The organism is Yersinia sp. 2466 StPb PI (assembly GCF_041538325.1).
Lineage (GTDB): Bacteria > Pseudomonadota > Gammaproteobacteria > Enterobacterales > Enterobacteriaceae > Yersinia > Yersinia enterocolitica_E.
In genome coordinates this window covers 4281110-4296892 of sequence record NZ_JAULSL010000001.1, presented here as the reverse complement: position 1 = coordinate 4296892, position 15783 = coordinate 4281110, and the positions used below count along the sequence as shown (strand labels likewise).

Below are 15783 nucleotides of genomic sequence, written 5' to 3'. Positions count from 1 at the left end.
GGATTTAAAATTCAAATTTTCACAAAAATAAACATCAATCCAGCTAGAGCGAGTTATAAATGGAGGAACAATAGGGAATAGAGGGCAACAGGTGTGACCGGCACTGATGTAACAGGAAACTCGGTTGTATCGGCCAACAGACAAGAACACCACGATTTATCGATGCCGCTGAAAGGGAGGAGTATCTGTGCTGGTATGGGCGTCATGCTGTTGGTGGTGGCCATCAGTTAGCATCATGGGTTTTCTGGCAGTGAAAAGGGGTGGGCGCTGTATTTAATTGAAAGGACCGGGATAACACCAAAAGGCGATAATCACGCGAATCGGTCAGCGTGGACGATGGTTAAGGGGGATAGGTGTGAAAATGTTGAATAGCAAAGGTGGTGTGCTTCAGCCATTAGTGATTGTTTGGGCACCGCTCACCTGAGCGGTGAAAATCAATCTTCATCAAAGCCGGAATTAAATAACTCAATCACTGCCGCCAGCGCCTGAATTTCATCAGGGCCGGTCGCTTCAACCTCAATCTGACGGCCTTTGGCTGAATCCAGCATCAGCAGTGCAATAACACTGCTGGCCTCAGCTTCGGTACCGCTATCGTTGCGTAACATTACTTCAGCATCAAAACTCTGAACCAGTTCGAACAATTTCATTGCGGGTCTGGCGTGCATCCCCAACTTGTTTTTGATCTCAACGGTCTGCTTGATTGTCATTATTTACGCTTTTCCAGAGTACGATGGCGTGATTGGACATTTTTGCCGCGAGCGCGGAAATAATCGGCCAACTGTTCAGCGACATAAACCGAGCGGTGTTTACCACCAGTACAACCAATGGCAACCGTCAAATAACTGCGGTTATTGGTTTCCAGCATCGGCAGCCACTGTTCCAGATAGCTGCGGGTCTGATACACAAAGTTATGTACTTCGGTATGGCGATCCAGGAAAGAGATTACTGGCTTATCCAAACCTGTCATTGGGCGTAATTTAGGGTCCCAGTGCGGGTTTGGCAAGAAACGCACATCGAAAACATAATCGGCATCGATGGGGATACCGTGTTTAAAGCCAAAAGACTCAAACACCATCGTCAATTCGCGTTCACGTTTACCCAACAGGCGGGTACGCAGCATCTCAGCCAATTCATGCACTGACATTTCAGAGGTATCAATGATCAGATCAGCCCGTGAGCGCAGAGGCTCCAACAGGTCACTTTCTTCATCAATAGCACTTTCTAATGACAGGTTTTTGGTCGATAACGGATGCAAGCGACGGGTATCGCTATAGCGACGAATCAGGGTATTGCGATCGGCATCCAAAAACAGCAACTGTGGTGAAAAGCTGTCCGGCAGTTGAGTCATGGCATGTTCAAATACCTCAGGTGATTCAGGCATATTACGTACGTCTATGCTCACTGCGGCAGAGATATTCCTATCGGCAAGTGTACTCGCCAATTGCGGCAGCAGAACCACAGGCAAGTTATCGACACAATAAAAGCCCATATCTTCCAATGCGCGCAAAGCAACAGACTTCCCTGAACCGGAACGGCCGCTGACAATCATCAGCACCATGTGAGTAACTCCCCTTGGTATTTATCCCCGTCATCTTTCAAGTTGTAGGCGTGTTGAGCGCTTGCCCACATCTTGAAATTTATTGGGTATACATTAGAACCCTATATTCCGGCTACAAGATCCGGGCATAACGGATAAAATAGTTTCCACTTTCCCAATTACGCCGTTTCCGGTGGTAATTCAGTAATGATTTGATAAAGCTCATCATCACTTTGTGCTGCACGCAGACGCCGACACACTGTTTTATCAGCTAATCGCTTGGCCACTAAAGACAAAGTGTGTAAGTGAGTTTTACATTGATCTGCCGGAACCAACAAGGCAAATAACAGATCAACCGGTTGGTTATCAATAGCATCGAAGGCAATAGGTTGTTCCAGACGGATAAATACACCCACTGCACGCAGTGTGTCTTCTTCCAACTTGCCATGAGGTATCGCGATACCACTACCAATACCGGTGCTGCCCATACGTTCGCGGGTTAAGACAGCATCGAAAACCACCTGTGAAGGTAGGTTAAGTTGCTTGGCAGCCAACTCGCTGATAATTTCCAAAGCCCGTTTTTTACTTGAGCAATGTACGGAGCTTTTGGTGCACTCGATATTTAATACCGAGCTTAATTGCAATGCTGGATCGTTGATCATCTCATCTTTCACTTAAGCGCTGTTTTAAACCGTTTCCGGCGGGGATTCACTCCCGACGCTGGAAACGGTTATGTAGCGAGTGTAGAACCTTTATGGGTGAATATACCCTTTGTACTTGAAGCTACAGGGTTGTTCGCTATGTTTACTTACCCGAATCACTGACTTTAGTCAGTTCATCGAGATGAATAAGCCTGCTTGCAGAAATACGATTAAAATCGGTTTCTGGCCAATTTGTCATTCGTTTGCTGCCTACCTGCAACGCCATGTTCTTTGGGTATAACAGTCGCAAGGATTCTTAGTGTTGTTTCAATTTGTCTTTATGTTTGTTCAACTGGCGGGCCAGTTTATCAACCAAAATATCAATTGCGGCGTACATATCCTCCTGCTCTGAGCTTGCGTGCAACTCGCCTCCATTCACATGTACCGTTGCTTCTGCAATTTGTTTTACTTTCTCAACACTTAAAACCACATATACCTGGTTAATGCGATCAAAATATTGCTCAAGTTTGGCAAATTTAGTGGTAACAAACTCGCGTAATGCTTCGGTTATTTCGACATGATGTCCGGTAATATTGAGCTGCATAGTGTCTTCCTTCTCAGTTCAGGTCAAACCAACTGTTTACGCTGATTTGACGGCGGGATGGATAACGACTCTCGGTACTTCGCGACGGTACGCCGTGCCACCATGATGCCTTGTTCACATAATAATGTGGTCAGCTTACTGTCACTAAGAGGTTTAGCAGGATTTTCTGCTGCAACCAATTTTTTCACCAGTGCACGAATTGCAGTGGAAGAAGCTTCACCTCCGCTATCAGTATTGACGTGGCTGGAGAAGAAATATTTTAGCTCGAAAATACCCCGTGGACTGTGCAGGAACTTCTGCGTGGTCACGCGAGAGATTGTCGACTCATGCATATCCACAGCCTGGGCGATATCGGCCAGTACCATGGGTTTCATAAATTCAGGCCCATTCTCAAAAAACGCTACTTGCTGCTCTACAATACAACGCGCCACCTTCAGCAGTGTTTCATTGCGGCTTTCAAGACTTTTTATCAACCATTTTGCTTCTTGCAAATTGCTACGGATAAACTGCCCGTCACTGTCATTGCGGGTACTGCTACCCATCGCCGCATACTGCTGGTTGATTTTTAGGCGTGGAATGCTATCGGCATTCAGCTCGACCGTCCATTGATCTTTGTCTTTACGCACCAAAACATCGGGAATGACGTACTCGGACTCCCCGGTATTGATGGATTGACCCGGACGCGGATCCAGAGACTGAATCAGGCCGATCGCTTCTTTAAGTGTATCTTCTTTTAGCCGACTCAAGCGGATCATCGTACGGAAATCATGGTTACCCAGCAAATCCAGATAATCGCTAACCACCAGACGTGCTTCGGCAAGATAGGGGGTATCTTTGTCATATTGTGACAACTGTACCAACAGACATTCACGCAGGTTACGTGCCGCGACACCAATAGGATCAAAGTGTTGTATCCGCTTAAGCACCGCTTCTACTTCATCCAGTGCGACGTTCTCGTCCCCCATGCTTTCCAGAATATCTTCCAGTGGCACCGTAAGGTAACCGGTTTCATCGACCGCATCCACGATAGAGGTCGCAATGGCAACATCAGTATCAGAGAATGGGGTTAAATCCACTTGCCACATCAGGTAGTCTTGTAGCGTTTGGGTCGTTTCCCCTTGATAAACCGGCAACTCATCATCGCTATAATCATTGCCCATTCCTGATGGCGTGCCTGCGGTGTAGATCTCATCCCAGGTGGCATCAAGTGGCAACTCTTCGGGCATATCTTTTTGTTCCAGCGCCTCGCGGGTATCAAGCGATTCACTGTCTACGGTCTCTTTTGCATCTATCTCTTCATGAAGATCAGTTTGCTCAAGCAGGGGGTTACTCTCCAGCGCTAACTGAATCTCCTGCTGGAGTTCAAGTGTAGAAAGTTGCAACAAGCGAATAGCCTGTTGAAGCTGCGGAGTCATAGCCAGTTGTTGGCTGAACTTGAGTTGCAAACCTTGCTTCATAATGCGGTATCAATTTTCCTTTATAGATGAAGGAATATCCGTCATCTTTCAAATTGCAGGGGTATTGGCTGCCGGTTACTTGGCCGCACCTGCGGGCTAGCATAAATGCTGTTTAAATCGATTTATGACCGATTTTATTGTTTGCCGCCTTCCTGCACCTTGAAATCTATTGGGTATTGGAAAAAGGTCAGAGACGGAATTCTTCACCGAGGTAAACACGCTTAACTTGTTCGTCAGCCAGGATTTCCTGTGGCGTACCGTGAGCGATTAAATGACCCTGGCTTACGATATAAGCCCGCTCACAGACGTCTAACGTTTCACGCACGTTATGGTCGGTAATAAGAACGCCAAGACCACTGTCGCGTAGATGTTCAATAATTTTTTTAATATCGATAACGGAAATCGGATCAACCCCGGCAAAAGGCTCATCCAGCAGAATAAACTTAGGATTTGCCGCCAGTGCACGGGCTATTTCAACACGGCGGCGTTCACCACCGGAAAGCGATTGCCCCAAGTTGTCACGTAAATGGGTGATATGGAACTCTTCCATTAATTCATCAGCCCGTTCCTCACGCTGCTCAGCAGAGAGGTCTTTACGGATCTCCAGCACCGCCATTAAGTTGTTAAATACACTCAGGCGGCGGAAAATAGAGGCTTCTTGCGGTAAATAACCAATACCGCGACGAGCGCGTTCATGGAGAGGCAAGAGGCTGATATCTTCGTCATCAATCACAATACGCCCGGCGTCACGCTGGACAATGCCGACGACCATATAAAAAGTGGTAGTTTTCCCTGCGCCGTTCGGCCCAAGCAGGCCCACTATCTCACCGGATTTCACATTGAGGCTTACGTCTTCGACCACTTTACGGCCTTTGTACGCCTTAGCCAGCTTTTCTGCGATTAATGTTGCCATAAATGATTACTTACTCTTCTTTTGGCCTGAAGCTGCTGGCCCTTTGTCTTGTAATTGGGACGGTAATAACACGGTGGTGACGCGGTTGCCTTTATCACTGAAGGCTTCCATCTGCTGTTTTTTCACCAGATAAGTGATGCGATCACCTTTGATATTACTATCAAGTTGCTCCAGATAAGCATTGCCAGTCAACACCACAAAATCATTTGCGACTTCATAACGCAGTTTCTGCCCATGGCCTTTTACGGGTTTGCCACTGTCTTGCATCTGGTAGAAAGTGACTGGATTACCATAACCTTCAATGACCATTTTGCTTTGATCACCGCCTGGGCGCGTAACCACGACTTTATCAGCTTTAATCTCAATGGTACCTTGCTTGATAACCACATTGTCGGTAAATGTGACAGTATTGGCCTCCATATCTAACGCTTGTTTAACGGAGTCAACCGTGACGGGCTGATCAGTATCACCCGTTAACGCCAGAGCGGGCAGGCTTGCGGCCAAAAGTGAACTGGCAAGCAAAAAATGACGAAGTTTATTTTTGGATTTCATAAGAGGTTTTAACCTTTTCAATCAGCTCAGCGGTTTTGTCCCGCAAGTTCCCACGCATTTTCATGCCGTTAGATGTGAATCCAACACCAAAGAGGGTAACTTCATCGTCTGAGGATACATCCTGAGTGATCAAATTAACCTGGGCGTTATCGGTTTTAATTTTTTGTAACTGTGCGTCTGGTGTCAGGCTATCAACTTCAACATGACCATACAAATACAGCATCTTATCATTGGTCAATTTGGCGCGGTCGGCGCGCACTGTCCAAGTAGCGACTGCATTCTCCGCAAACAGAGTCATGACCGGTTTGGTAAACCAGGTTAACTCTTGAGTGCTGAAGTTTTGTACGTCTTCAGCCACCAATTTATAATTCAATTGCCCGACCGGATTGAATACCACGGTCACAGTATGCTGGCTCTGCGAAGAGGGCTCATTATCAGTGGCCACGGTTTGCGTGTCCTGCTGATTAAAGCCGGATATATTCCAGCCAATCAATGCCAAAGCAATCAGTGCCAAGGATAATGTTATCCATAGTCTTGTTTTACTCATATCGACAATCCTTTGGCACCTTCAAGTTTATCTTGAGCTAATAATATCAAATCACATATCTCGCGTACTGCACCGCGCCCGCCATGGATTCGCGTCACATAATGTGCCTTGGGAAGAAGTAACGGATGGGCATCCGCGACTGCAACAGATAACCCAACTTGTGCCATGACCGGCCAATCAATCAGGTCATCCCCAATATAAGCAACCTGCTCAGGCTGGCATGCTAATGCTACCAACAATTCGTTATAGGCCACCAGCTTATCAGATTGCCCTTGATAAAGGTGGGTAATGCCTAAGGTGTTGGCGCGGTCTTCCAGTAATTTTGCGCGACGGCCAGTAATAATGGCTACTTCAATACCTGAGGTTATCAGGCAGCGGATACCATAGCCATCACGCACGTTGAAAGCTTTCAGCTCTTCGCCCTGATTACCCATATAAATCAGGCCGTCGGACATCACACCATCGACATCACAAATCAGTAGGCGAATTTTCGCCGCACGTGACATCACAGTGTCGGCTACTGGTCCATAGCATGTGTCCTGATATACGGTGTCGCTCATTTTACCCTTCTTACTTGACGTTGCAGCGTTGTTAGCTGCTCTCTTTCACCCGAATCACTTACTAGTGTAAGCTCATCGGGATGCACTCGTTTGCTGCCTAGCTGCAACCCCAATTAATTTGGGAAACCCTTCTTACTTGACGTTGCGGCGTTGTTAGCTGCTCTCTTTCACCCGAATCACTTGACTATGCAAGCTCATCGGGATGCATTCGTTTGCAGCCTAGCTGCAACCCCAATTAATTTGGGAAACTCTTCTTACTTGACGTTGCGGCGTTGTTAGCTGTTTTATTCACCAGACAGTCCACGGTTAGACCACGCCGGCTCTCAGCATGTCATGCATATGCACCACACCCAGCAACTGATCGCCATCTGCGACCAATACGGCGGTAATATGGCGCAACTCCATCAGGTTGAGTGCATCCACAGCCAACATGGTTGGAGGGACTCGAATACCGCCACTGGTCATTACATCTGCAATTTTCGCGTTATTCAGATCGACACCCAAATCAAATATTCGGCGCAAGTCACCGTCGGTAAAGATACCTTTAATCATCATCAAATCGTCACAGATGACAGTTAAACCTAGATTCTTCCGAGTAATCTCCAGTAACGCATCGCGTAATGACGCATCGGGACTGATGTGCGGGAGCTCTGCACCAGTGTGCATGATATCGCTGATTCGCAACAGTAACTTGCGCCCCAGTGCTCCGCCTGGATGGGAGAGAGCAAAATCTTCTTGAGTGAAGCCTCGGGCCTGTAACAATGCAACTGCAAGCGCGTCCCCCATCACCAAGGTGGCCGTGGTACTGGTGGTCGGCGCCAACCCTAATGGGCAGGCCTCTTGTGGGACCTTGATGCACAAATGAATATCGGCCGCTTTACCCATGCTACTTTCAGGATTATTGCTCATGCAGATTAGCGGAATTTTTTGGCGCTTTAGAACCGGGATGAGAGCGAGGATCTCGTTAGATTCCCCTGAATTAGAGATGGCGAGCACAATATCTTGTGGCGTGACCATGCCGAGATCGCCATGACTGGCTTCACCGGGGTGGACGAAAAAGGCAGGTGTTCCCGTGCTGGCGAAGGTGGCGGCAATTTTGCAACCAATATGGCCAGATTTGCCCATCCCCATAACCACAACTTTGCCATGGCAGTTAAATATTGCATCGCAGGCTTTGGCAAAATCGTCATTAATATATTGATCGAGTTGTGCCAGTCCTTCGCGCTCAATCTGCAGCACCTGTTTTCCCGCCTGTTGAAAATCCACTCTTGGCAATGAGTTAATACCCGACGGTGAATCAGTTGCTGGCTGTAAATCATAAGAAGACATACTTGGTTCCCATTGAATGAACATGGTTATGCCACATTAAAGGGTGCAAAAAACAGCACCGCTAGATAAGCGATAAACCCACATAATAACAGAGCACCTGCCATATGACCGATGCGATGTTTACGCCCCAGGCAAAGAAGGGTAAATATCACACTGACACCGAGCATCACCCAATAGTCGCGCTGGAAAGCTTCTGGATTAATATCGCCAGGGGAGAGCAGAGCAGGTACACCTAACACAATCACAATATTAAAAATGTTCGAACCGATGATATTGCCGACCGCCATATCATCTTCCCCTTTCAGCGCGCCAGCGATAAAAGTAGCCAGTTCAGGCAAACTGGTGCCAATGGCAATAACAGTCAGCCCTATAACCAGTTCACTGACACCTGCGACCCGGGCAATGACCGTGGCATTATCGATAATCATTTTGGCCGAGAGTGGCAAGATAATGAAAGCTAACACTAACCACAAAAGAGCGACGGTATTGCTACTGTCTTGAGGCAATTCAGCCAACTGTTCGCGAGTCAGGATGTCATTGCCTTCCACATGGGCCAGACGGGCAATTTTCAGCATCAGAATAATAAACGCCGCTGCTGCTACCAGCAAAATAATACCATCTCCACGGCTGAGATGGTTATCAGCCAGCAGGAAACCACATAGCACCGTCACTACCAGCATCAACGGTAATTCACGGCGTAAAATCTCTGATCGTACTGTTAATGGGCGTATAAGGGCTGCACCACCGACAATCAGCAGTAAATTGGTAATATTAGAGCCAAGCACATTCCCAACCGCCATATCGGTTTGATTATTCAGTGCTGCAGTCACCGAAACGATCAACTCAGGTAGCGATGTGCCGATACCGACGATGGTCATCCCAATAATAAGGGGGGGGATGCCGAAAGAACGGGATAACACAGCGGCGCCATAAACTAATCGATCAGCGCCATACACTAATAAGACCAAGCCGATGATTAATAGTGTTATCGCAAGAGGCATGCAGAGTCCTTTATTAGGTATAATCCCGATCCGTTGGTAGAAGCTGACTGTTGGTAACCCATTTTCGGTGGAAAACAGCTAGCCCATGGGTAAAAACCACTAACAGCGTTTTACGCTCTTTTTTGAGTTAACCCTAATTTTGACTGTGAGTGCCAGAAAAGTAAAACTTATGGCAACTTTGGCTACGAAAAAGTGACAATAAGTTGCCAAAATACTTCCCATTGTGCTCGTTGCCGCCATTTGATGTAGCATTGGCGCTCGGATGAGTAATTAAAGGCCTAAAGGGACGAATGATAATGAAGCAATTGTCGTCGAATTTGATAGAGATCCGCGGGATGAGTTTTACCCGTGGTGAGCGTCCGATATTCGCCGATATCAACATGACGGTCCCCCGCGGCAAAGTGACTGCGATTATGGGGCCATCAGGAATTGGTAAAACCACATTGTTGCGCCTGATCGGTGGGCAACTTGTACCGGATGCAGGTGAAATCTGGTTTGATGGTGATAATATTCCGGCGCTTTCACGTCAGCGTTTGTATGATGTGCGTAAGAAAATGAGCATGCTGTTTCAATCTGGTGCGTTATTCACTGATTTGACCGTGTTTGAGAATGTGGCTTTCCCATTACGCGAACATAGCCGTTTGCCGGAGGAATTGCTGCACAGTACGGTGATGATGAAGTTGGAAGCCGTGGGGCTGCGTGGGGCGGCTAATCTGATGCCTGCCGAACTTTCCGGCGGTATGGCGCGGCGTGCTGCACTGGCAAGGGCCATTGCCCTTGATCCTGAATTGATTATGTTTGATGAGCCATTTGTGGGTCAGGACCCTATAACTATGGGGGTGCTGGTAAAACTGATTGATGAGCTGAATCATGCATTAGGCGTGACTTGTGTGGTGGTTTCCCACGATGTGCCTGAAGTCCTTAGTATTGCTGATTATGCCTATATTGTTGCCGATCAGCATGTTATTGCCGAAGGAACACCGGAACAGTTGCAAGCCAATAACGATATGCGGGTGCGCCAGTTCCTTGATGGTATTGCCGACGGGCCGGTGCCTTTCCGTTTCCCAGCCGGTGATTATAAAACTGAGCTGTTATACCCAAAGTAATTGGAGTTGCAGGTAGGCAGTAAGCGAGCTATCCCCGATGAACTTACTCGGTTAAGTGGTTCGGGAGTTATCGTAGCTAACCCCCTGTAGCTTTAAATACGAAGGAGATAGGCTGATGGAGTATTCATGTTAGTACAGGCGTTAGCGTCTTTAGGGCGTAGGGGCATTAATGTCAGCGCATCCTTTGGTCGCGCGGGTTTAATGTTATTCAATGCCCTTGTCGGGCGGCCTGAACCGCGAAAACAATGGCCATTATTGGTTAAACAGCTCTATAGCGTCGGTGTGCAATCGCTACTGATTATCGTGGTTTCCGGTCTGTTTATCGGCATGGTTCTGGGGTTACAGGGCTTTTTGATCCTCACCACATACAGTGCTGAAGCCAGTCTTGGGATGATGGTGTCTTTATCACTGCTACGTGAGTTGGGGCCAGTGGTAACCGCACTGTTGTTCGCCGGTCGCGCCGGTTCTGCTCTAACCGCGGAGATTGGCTTGATGAAAGCCACTGAACAGATTTCCAGTTTGGAAATGATGGCAATCGACCCGCTGCGTCGAGTGGTGGCTCCCCGGTTCTGGGCAGGTCTTATCAGTATGCCATTATTAACCGCTATTTTTGTTGCCGTCGGTATCTGGGGTGGCTCTGTGGTGGGGGTTGACTGGAAAGGGATCGATGGCGGTTTCTTCTGGTCGGCGATGCAAAATGCTGTGGAGTGGCGTACCGATTTACTGAATTGCCTAATTAAGAGTCTGGTATTTGCTATTACTGTGACCTGGATTGCGCTGTTCAATGGTTATGATGCGATCCCAACATCTGAAGGGATTAGCCGGGCAACGACCCGTACCGTAGTGCATTCATCGCTGGCGGTATTGGGATTGGATTTTGTGCTGACAGCACTGATGTTTGGGAATTGAGTCGATGCAAACGAAGAAAAGTGAAGTCTGGGTAGGTTTGTTTATACTGATTGCTATTCTGGCGGTCGTATTTCTCTGCCTGAAGGTTGCGGATATCAAATCAGTAGGCAACCAGCCGACTTATCGAATTTATGCAACGTTTGACAATGTGGGTGGTCTGAAAACCAATTCGCCGGTCAAAATTGGCGGTGTTGTGGTGGGGCGGGTGGCTGACATCACGCTGGATACCAAAAACTACAGCCCACGTGTGGCGATAGATATTCAGCAACGTTATAACCATATCCCGGATACCAGCTCTTTGGCGGTACGCACTTCTGGCTTATTGGGTGAACAGTTCCTGGCACTAAATGTCGGTTTTGAAGACCCGGATATGGGCACCACTATTTTGAAAGATGGCGGTATAATTCAAGACACCAAATCTGCACTGGTGTTGGAAGATCTTATCGGCCAGTTCTTGTACAAGAGTGGCGGGGATGGTAATTCTGATGCGCCAGCAAGTGAGCCAGTAGCCCCAACGGCAGCGGCGCCCACTCCGACAGATAACGGCAGCTTACCTGCAACTCAACATCCTTAAGAGGGTCTCTGAATGTTTAAACGTTTACTTATGGTTGCGTTGCTGGTGGTAGCACCACTGGCGAATGCTGTCGATCAAACTAATCCATACCGAATGATGGATGAAGCCGCGCAAAGAACATTCACGCGCTTAAAAACCGAACAACCTAAGATCAAACAGAACCCAGACTATTTGCGCACCATCGTACGTGAAGAACTGTTGCCATTTGTCCAGATCAAATACGCCGGTGCGTTAGTCCTGGGTAGCTATTATAAAGCGGCGACCCCTGCGCAGCGCGAAGCGTACTTCAATGCGTTCAGTCAATATCTGGAACAGGCTTACGGTCAGGCATTGGCGCTGTACCACGGCCAAACTTACGATGTTGCACCAGACCAACCACTGGGTGATGCCAATATTGTTGCTATTCGCGTGACTATTCTTGATCCAAATGGCCGACCACCTGTGCGTTTAGATTTTCAATGGCGTAAAAATAGCCAAACCGGTAACTGGCAGGCGTATGACATGATAGCCGAAGGGGTTAGCATGATTAGTACTAAGCAAAATGAGTGGGCTTCTATCCTGCGTCAGCAAGGGGTTGATGGCCTGACTAAGCAGTTGTTGATCGCCGCGAAACAGCCAATTACGTTAGATAAGCAATAATTATGGTAGATAAATTGAGCTGGCAGTCACAGCAAGAAACGCTGGTGCTGCGAGGTGAATTAGATCGTGAAACACTGCTACCACTTTGGCAGCAGCGTGAGGCGTTATTGGCGGGTAAGACTCATATTGATGTCAGCCAATTACAGCGTGTCGACTCATCCGGTCTGGCATTGCTGGTGCACTTTCGCGAACTGCATTCTCTTCATGAACCGGCAGGCAAACAAAGTGTCTCATTAACGATTACTGGTGTCAGTGATCGGTTGTCTACTCTAATTGAGCTGTACAACCTCCAGCACATCATTCCGGTAGAAATGGCTCGTTAGTTAAGTTCGCGGCTTTCTGTGTCGTCTATACCAAAAGCTATACCCAGGTAAGAAGGGTATAAAAGCCAAAGATATTCAAAGGCCCCTGTGCGTAACAACGAAACAGGGGCTTTTCTTTAGTTTCGGAGCTCGCCGTATTCCACTAATATGTTTGGCTGGCTATGCTTCACTTAAAAATAACGATCCTCTTAAAATAGAATGAATCTTATGGATACTAACGAAATTAAAGACGTGCTGATGCAAGCATTAGCATTACAAGAAGCGCATGTTACCGGTGATGGCAGCCACTTTCAGGTGATTGCTGTCGGTGAGTTATTTGCCGATATGAGCCGGGTGAAAAAACAGCAGGCTGTGTATGCGCCTTTGATGGAATATATCGCTGATAACCGTATTCATGCCTTATCAATTAAGGCCTATACGCCGCAAGAGTGGCAACGGGATCGCAAACTAAACGGCTTTTAATGCTGTTGGCCCGGGAGCTGTTTAACGAAGCGTCGACAGTTCTAAGGCGGGCAGTAAATTCGAATTGACAACAGAGAGTGGTCACAATGGATAAATTTCGTGTGCAGGGGCGGACTCGCCTAAGCGGTGAAGTCACTATTTCAGGAGCGAAAAACGCCGCATTGCCAATAATGTTTGCTGCATTGCTGGCTGAAGAACCAGTAGAGTTGCAAAATGTCCCAAAGCTAAAAGACATTGATACCACCATTAAGCTGCTCAGCCAATTAGGCACAAAAATTGAGCGTAATGACTCTGGTTCAGTTTTTGTTGATGCCAGCGGTGTGGATGAGTTTTGCGCTCCTTATGATTTAGTCAAAACCATGCGTGCCTCTATTTGGGCGTTGGGGCCACTGGTTGCCCGTTTTGGCAAAGGCCAGGTTTCTTTACCCGGCGGCTGCGCTATCGGTGCGCGTCCGGTTGATTTGCATATTTCCGGTTTGGAACAACTGGGTGCTGAAATCAAGCTGGAAGAGGGCTATGTTAAAGCGTCCGTCGATGGCCGCCTGAAAGGCGCGCATATCGTCATGGATAAAGTCAGCGTTGGCGCGACTGTTACCATTATGAGTGCTGCCACATTAGCTGAAGGCACCACCGTAATTGAGAATGCGGCCCGTGAGCCGGAAATTGTCGATACGGCTAATTTCCTCAATACGCTGGGTGCGAAAATCAGTGGTGCAGGTACTGACAGAATTACCATCGAGGGCGTTGCTCGCTTGGGTGGTGGTGTTTATCGTGTGCTGCCTGATCGCATTGAAACCGGTACTTTCCTGGTTGCTGCGGCCATCTCTGGTGGTAAGGTTGTGTGCCGTCAAACTCGGCCTGATACGCTGGATGCGGTATTGGCTAAACTGCGTGAAGCTGGTGCTGATATTGAGATTGGCGACGACTGGATAAGCCTTGATATGCACGGGCAGCGTCCGAAAGCGGTTACGCTACGCACTGCGCCGCACCCTGGTTTTCCAACCGATATGCAGGCTCAATTCAGCTTATTGAATTTGGTGGCGGAAGGAACCGGTGTTATCACTGAGACCATTTTTGAGAACCGCTTCATGCATGTGCCTGAGCTTATTCGGATGGGCGCACATGCAGAAATCGAGAGCAATACCGTGATTTGTTATGGTGTTGAGCAACTATCAGGTGCCCAGGTGATGGCCACTGATTTGCGTGCTTCAGCCAGTTTGGTATTAGCGGGCTGTATTGCTGACGGGGTAACTATCGTTGATCGTATTTATCATATCGACCGTGGCTACGAGCGTATCGAAGATAAATTGCGTGCCTTGGGTGCCAAGATTGAGCGTATAAAAGGCGAATAAACCCGCTAAAACGCAAGAAAAACAGATGCCAGCCGATGATATCGCGCTGGCATTTTTTATGGCTAAACTCTTCTTCTATCACGACGTAAGTGCAGTTGGCTGCTTTTTTACCCGAATTTCAAGATGACTATTACGGTTGTGGGGTTGTCTGATGACCTAGCACGGCATTTTGATCTAACTCGCTGATAGTGATTTGTGCCGTCATCTGTTGGCCGTTACGTAACAATAAGATAGGGATGGTGGTGCCGGGGCGGATTTCTGCTACCTGATCCATAGTTTCGATAACGGATGTCGCCGGTTTATTATTAACACTAAGGATGATATCGCCAATTTGCAGACCTGCATCTACTGCGGGGCCATGAGCTGATATGTCATTGACCTTAATCCCATGCACCCGATCCGTACTATTGCCGCTGGCATTGAAGGGCGGATATTCCTCGCCGGTAACTCCGATATAGCCACGTATCACTCGACCGTCACGGATAAGTTTCTCCATCACTTTGGTCGCAAGTGCTGTCGGAATCGCAAAACCAATCCCTTCCGGTGTTTCGCCGTTACTGCTCTTATCAAAGGACAGAGTGTTAATTCCCATCAGTTCGCCCAAGGTATTCACCAGCGCACCGCCAGAATTCCCCTGATTGATTGAAGCATCGGTCTGAAGGAAGTTTTGTCGCCCGGAATCACTTAAACCAATACGCCCAGTGGCGCTGATAATCCCTTGGGTGACGGTTTGGCCAAGGTTATAAGGGTTACCAATTGCCAGCACGACATCACCGATATGGGGGGCACGATTAATATTGATTGGAATTACTGGTAGGTTCACCGCATCAATTTTTAGTACCGCTAAATCAGTTAAGCCATCGGAACCCACGAGTAATGCCTCGGATACTCGGCCATTTTGTAGTGCCACAATTATCTGTTCAGCATTATTGATAACGTGCTTGTTGGTAAGGATATATCCCTTATCACTCATGATTACGCCAGAACCCAATGTACGAATAGCCAGTCCATCTTGTGTCGAGCTTAGGCTACGGTTATAGACATTAACCACCGCAGGGGCAGCTCTGCGTACCGCCTGGTTATAACTGGCTGGAGCCTCTTCATCTATGCTATTGCTCTTGCCGGAAAAGATATGGCCCGGACTACGGAGCATAGGTATTGCGACCAGCAAGACACCGGCAATAATTAGCCCCAAAATAATAGAACGCAATAGCTTAAGAAACATGAGGTTTAAGGCGTAAATGAATGGATGACAGGAGGATAGCATGAGTTTGGCG

19 protein-coding genes are annotated in these 15783 nt (G+C 47.8%); 7 read left to right on the top strand and 12 right to left on the bottom strand.

Annotated features, from left to right (window positions below):
* Positions 1-434: 434 nt before the first annotated feature.
* The 11 genes from npr to Q2T72_RS19400 all read right to left on the bottom strand — a co-directional run bounded on the left by npr (position 435) and on the right by Q2T72_RS19400 (position 9141).
* Positions 435-707, bottom strand: coding sequence for a PTS phosphocarrier protein NPr (gene npr / locus Q2T72_RS19450; protein ID WP_019212424.1), 273 nt, complete (start codon positions 705-707; stop codon positions 435-437).
* Positions 707-1558 carry an RNase adapter RapZ gene (gene rapZ, locus Q2T72_RS19445; protein WP_019212425.1) on the bottom strand — a complete coding sequence of 284 codons (852 nt, stop codon included), beginning with the start codon at positions 1556-1558 and terminating at the stop codon, positions 707-709. Before rapZ ends, npr begins: the two co-directional genes overlap by 1 nt.
* A gap of 158 nt (positions 1559-1716) precedes the next feature.
* A complete protein-coding gene (gene ptsN / locus Q2T72_RS19440) occupies positions 1717-2199 on the bottom strand; it encodes a PTS IIA-like nitrogen regulatory protein PtsN (protein WP_032906970.1) in 483 nt (160 codons plus the stop codon).
* A gap of 295 nt (positions 2200-2494) precedes the next feature.
* Entirely contained in the window at positions 2495-2782 is a 288-nt protein-coding gene (gene hpf, locus Q2T72_RS19435; RefSeq protein WP_004392031.1) for a ribosome hibernation promoting factor, read from the bottom strand.
* 23 nt (positions 2783-2805) lie between these two features.
* Complete coding sequence (gene rpoN, locus Q2T72_RS19430; RefSeq protein WP_083162264.1) at positions 2806-4239, bottom strand: RNA polymerase factor sigma-54; 1434 nt, start codon at positions 4237-4239, stop codon at positions 2806-2808.
* Between the two features lie 187 nt (positions 4240-4426).
* Positions 4427-5152 (bottom strand): LPS export ABC transporter ATP-binding protein, encoded by a 726-nt coding sequence (gene lptB, locus Q2T72_RS19425; RefSeq protein WP_372560432.1) that lies wholly within the window; start codon positions 5150-5152, stop codon positions 4427-4429.
* A gap of 6 nt (positions 5153-5158) precedes the next feature.
* On the bottom strand, positions 5159-5704 hold the full coding sequence (gene lptA / locus Q2T72_RS19420; protein WP_050087620.1) for a lipopolysaccharide ABC transporter substrate-binding protein LptA: 546 nt from the start codon (positions 5702-5704) through the stop codon (positions 5159-5161).
* Positions 5688-6251: an LPS export ABC transporter periplasmic protein LptC gene (gene lptC, locus Q2T72_RS19415; protein ID WP_083162268.1), complete on the bottom strand. Its 564-nt coding sequence runs from the start codon at positions 6249-6251 to the stop codon at positions 5688-5690. Before lptC ends, lptA begins: the two co-directional genes overlap by 17 nt.
* Complete coding sequence (gene kdsC, locus Q2T72_RS19410) at positions 6248-6811, bottom strand: 3-deoxy-manno-octulosonate-8-phosphatase KdsC (RefSeq protein WP_083162270.1); 564 nt, start codon at positions 6809-6811, stop codon at positions 6248-6250. The genes lptC and kdsC overlap by 4 nt, the downstream gene beginning before the upstream one ends.
* Before the next feature lie 306 nt (positions 6812-7117).
* Positions 7118-8140: an arabinose-5-phosphate isomerase KdsD gene (gene kdsD / locus Q2T72_RS19405; protein WP_227746579.1), complete on the bottom strand. Its 1023-nt coding sequence runs from the start codon at positions 8138-8140 to the stop codon at positions 7118-7120.
* A 26-nt stretch (positions 8141-8166) separates the two neighbouring features.
* Positions 8167-9141: a calcium/sodium antiporter gene (locus tag Q2T72_RS19400; RefSeq protein WP_102970525.1), complete on the bottom strand. Its 975-nt coding sequence runs from the start codon at positions 9139-9141 to the stop codon at positions 8167-8169.
* A gap of 296 nt (positions 9142-9437) precedes the next feature.
* On the opposite strand from Q2T72_RS19400, the gene mlaF reads away from it, so the two are divergent.
* From mlaF to murA, 7 genes are all read left to right on the top strand, one after another.
* Positions 9438-10247, top strand: a complete 810-nt coding sequence (gene mlaF / locus Q2T72_RS19395; RefSeq protein WP_372569696.1) for a phospholipid ABC transporter ATP-binding protein MlaF — start codon at positions 9438-9440, stop codon at positions 10245-10247.
* 126 nt (positions 10248-10373) lie between these two features.
* Complete coding sequence (gene mlaE / locus Q2T72_RS19390) at positions 10374-11156, top strand: lipid asymmetry maintenance ABC transporter permease subunit MlaE (protein ID WP_083162274.1); 783 nt, start codon at positions 10374-10376, stop codon at positions 11154-11156.
* Between the two features lie 4 nt (positions 11157-11160).
* Positions 11161-11730, top strand: a complete 570-nt coding sequence (gene mlaD, locus Q2T72_RS19385) for an outer membrane lipid asymmetry maintenance protein MlaD (protein WP_083162276.1) — start codon at positions 11161-11163, stop codon at positions 11728-11730.
* A gap of 12 nt (positions 11731-11742) precedes the next feature.
* Positions 11743-12369, top strand: a complete 627-nt coding sequence (gene mlaC / locus Q2T72_RS19380) for a phospholipid-binding protein MlaC (RefSeq protein WP_372560437.1) — start codon at positions 11743-11745, stop codon at positions 12367-12369.
* 2 nt (positions 12370-12371) lie between these two features.
* Positions 12372-12692, top strand: a complete 321-nt coding sequence (mlaB, locus tag Q2T72_RS19375; RefSeq protein WP_083162280.1) for a lipid asymmetry maintenance protein MlaB — start codon at positions 12372-12374, stop codon at positions 12690-12692.
* 207 nt (positions 12693-12899) lie between these two features.
* Entirely contained in the window at positions 12900-13154 is a 255-nt protein-coding gene (gene ibaG / locus Q2T72_RS19370; RefSeq protein ID WP_004710915.1) for a BolA family iron metabolism protein IbaG, read from the top strand.
* An 86-nt stretch (positions 13155-13240) separates the two neighbouring features.
* Positions 13241-14506 carry a UDP-N-acetylglucosamine 1-carboxyvinyltransferase gene (gene murA, locus Q2T72_RS19365; protein ID WP_372560438.1) on the top strand — a complete coding sequence of 422 codons (1266 nt, stop codon included), beginning with the start codon at positions 13241-13243 and terminating at the stop codon, positions 14504-14506.
* A 130-nt stretch (positions 14507-14636) separates the two neighbouring features.
* Here the strand turns inward: murA and degS are convergent, their stop codons facing one another.
* Positions 14637-15731, bottom strand: coding sequence for an outer membrane-stress sensor serine endopeptidase DegS (gene degS, locus Q2T72_RS19360; RefSeq protein ID WP_083164037.1), 1095 nt, complete (start codon positions 15729-15731; stop codon positions 14637-14639).
* Positions 15732-15783 lie beyond the last annotated feature (52 nt).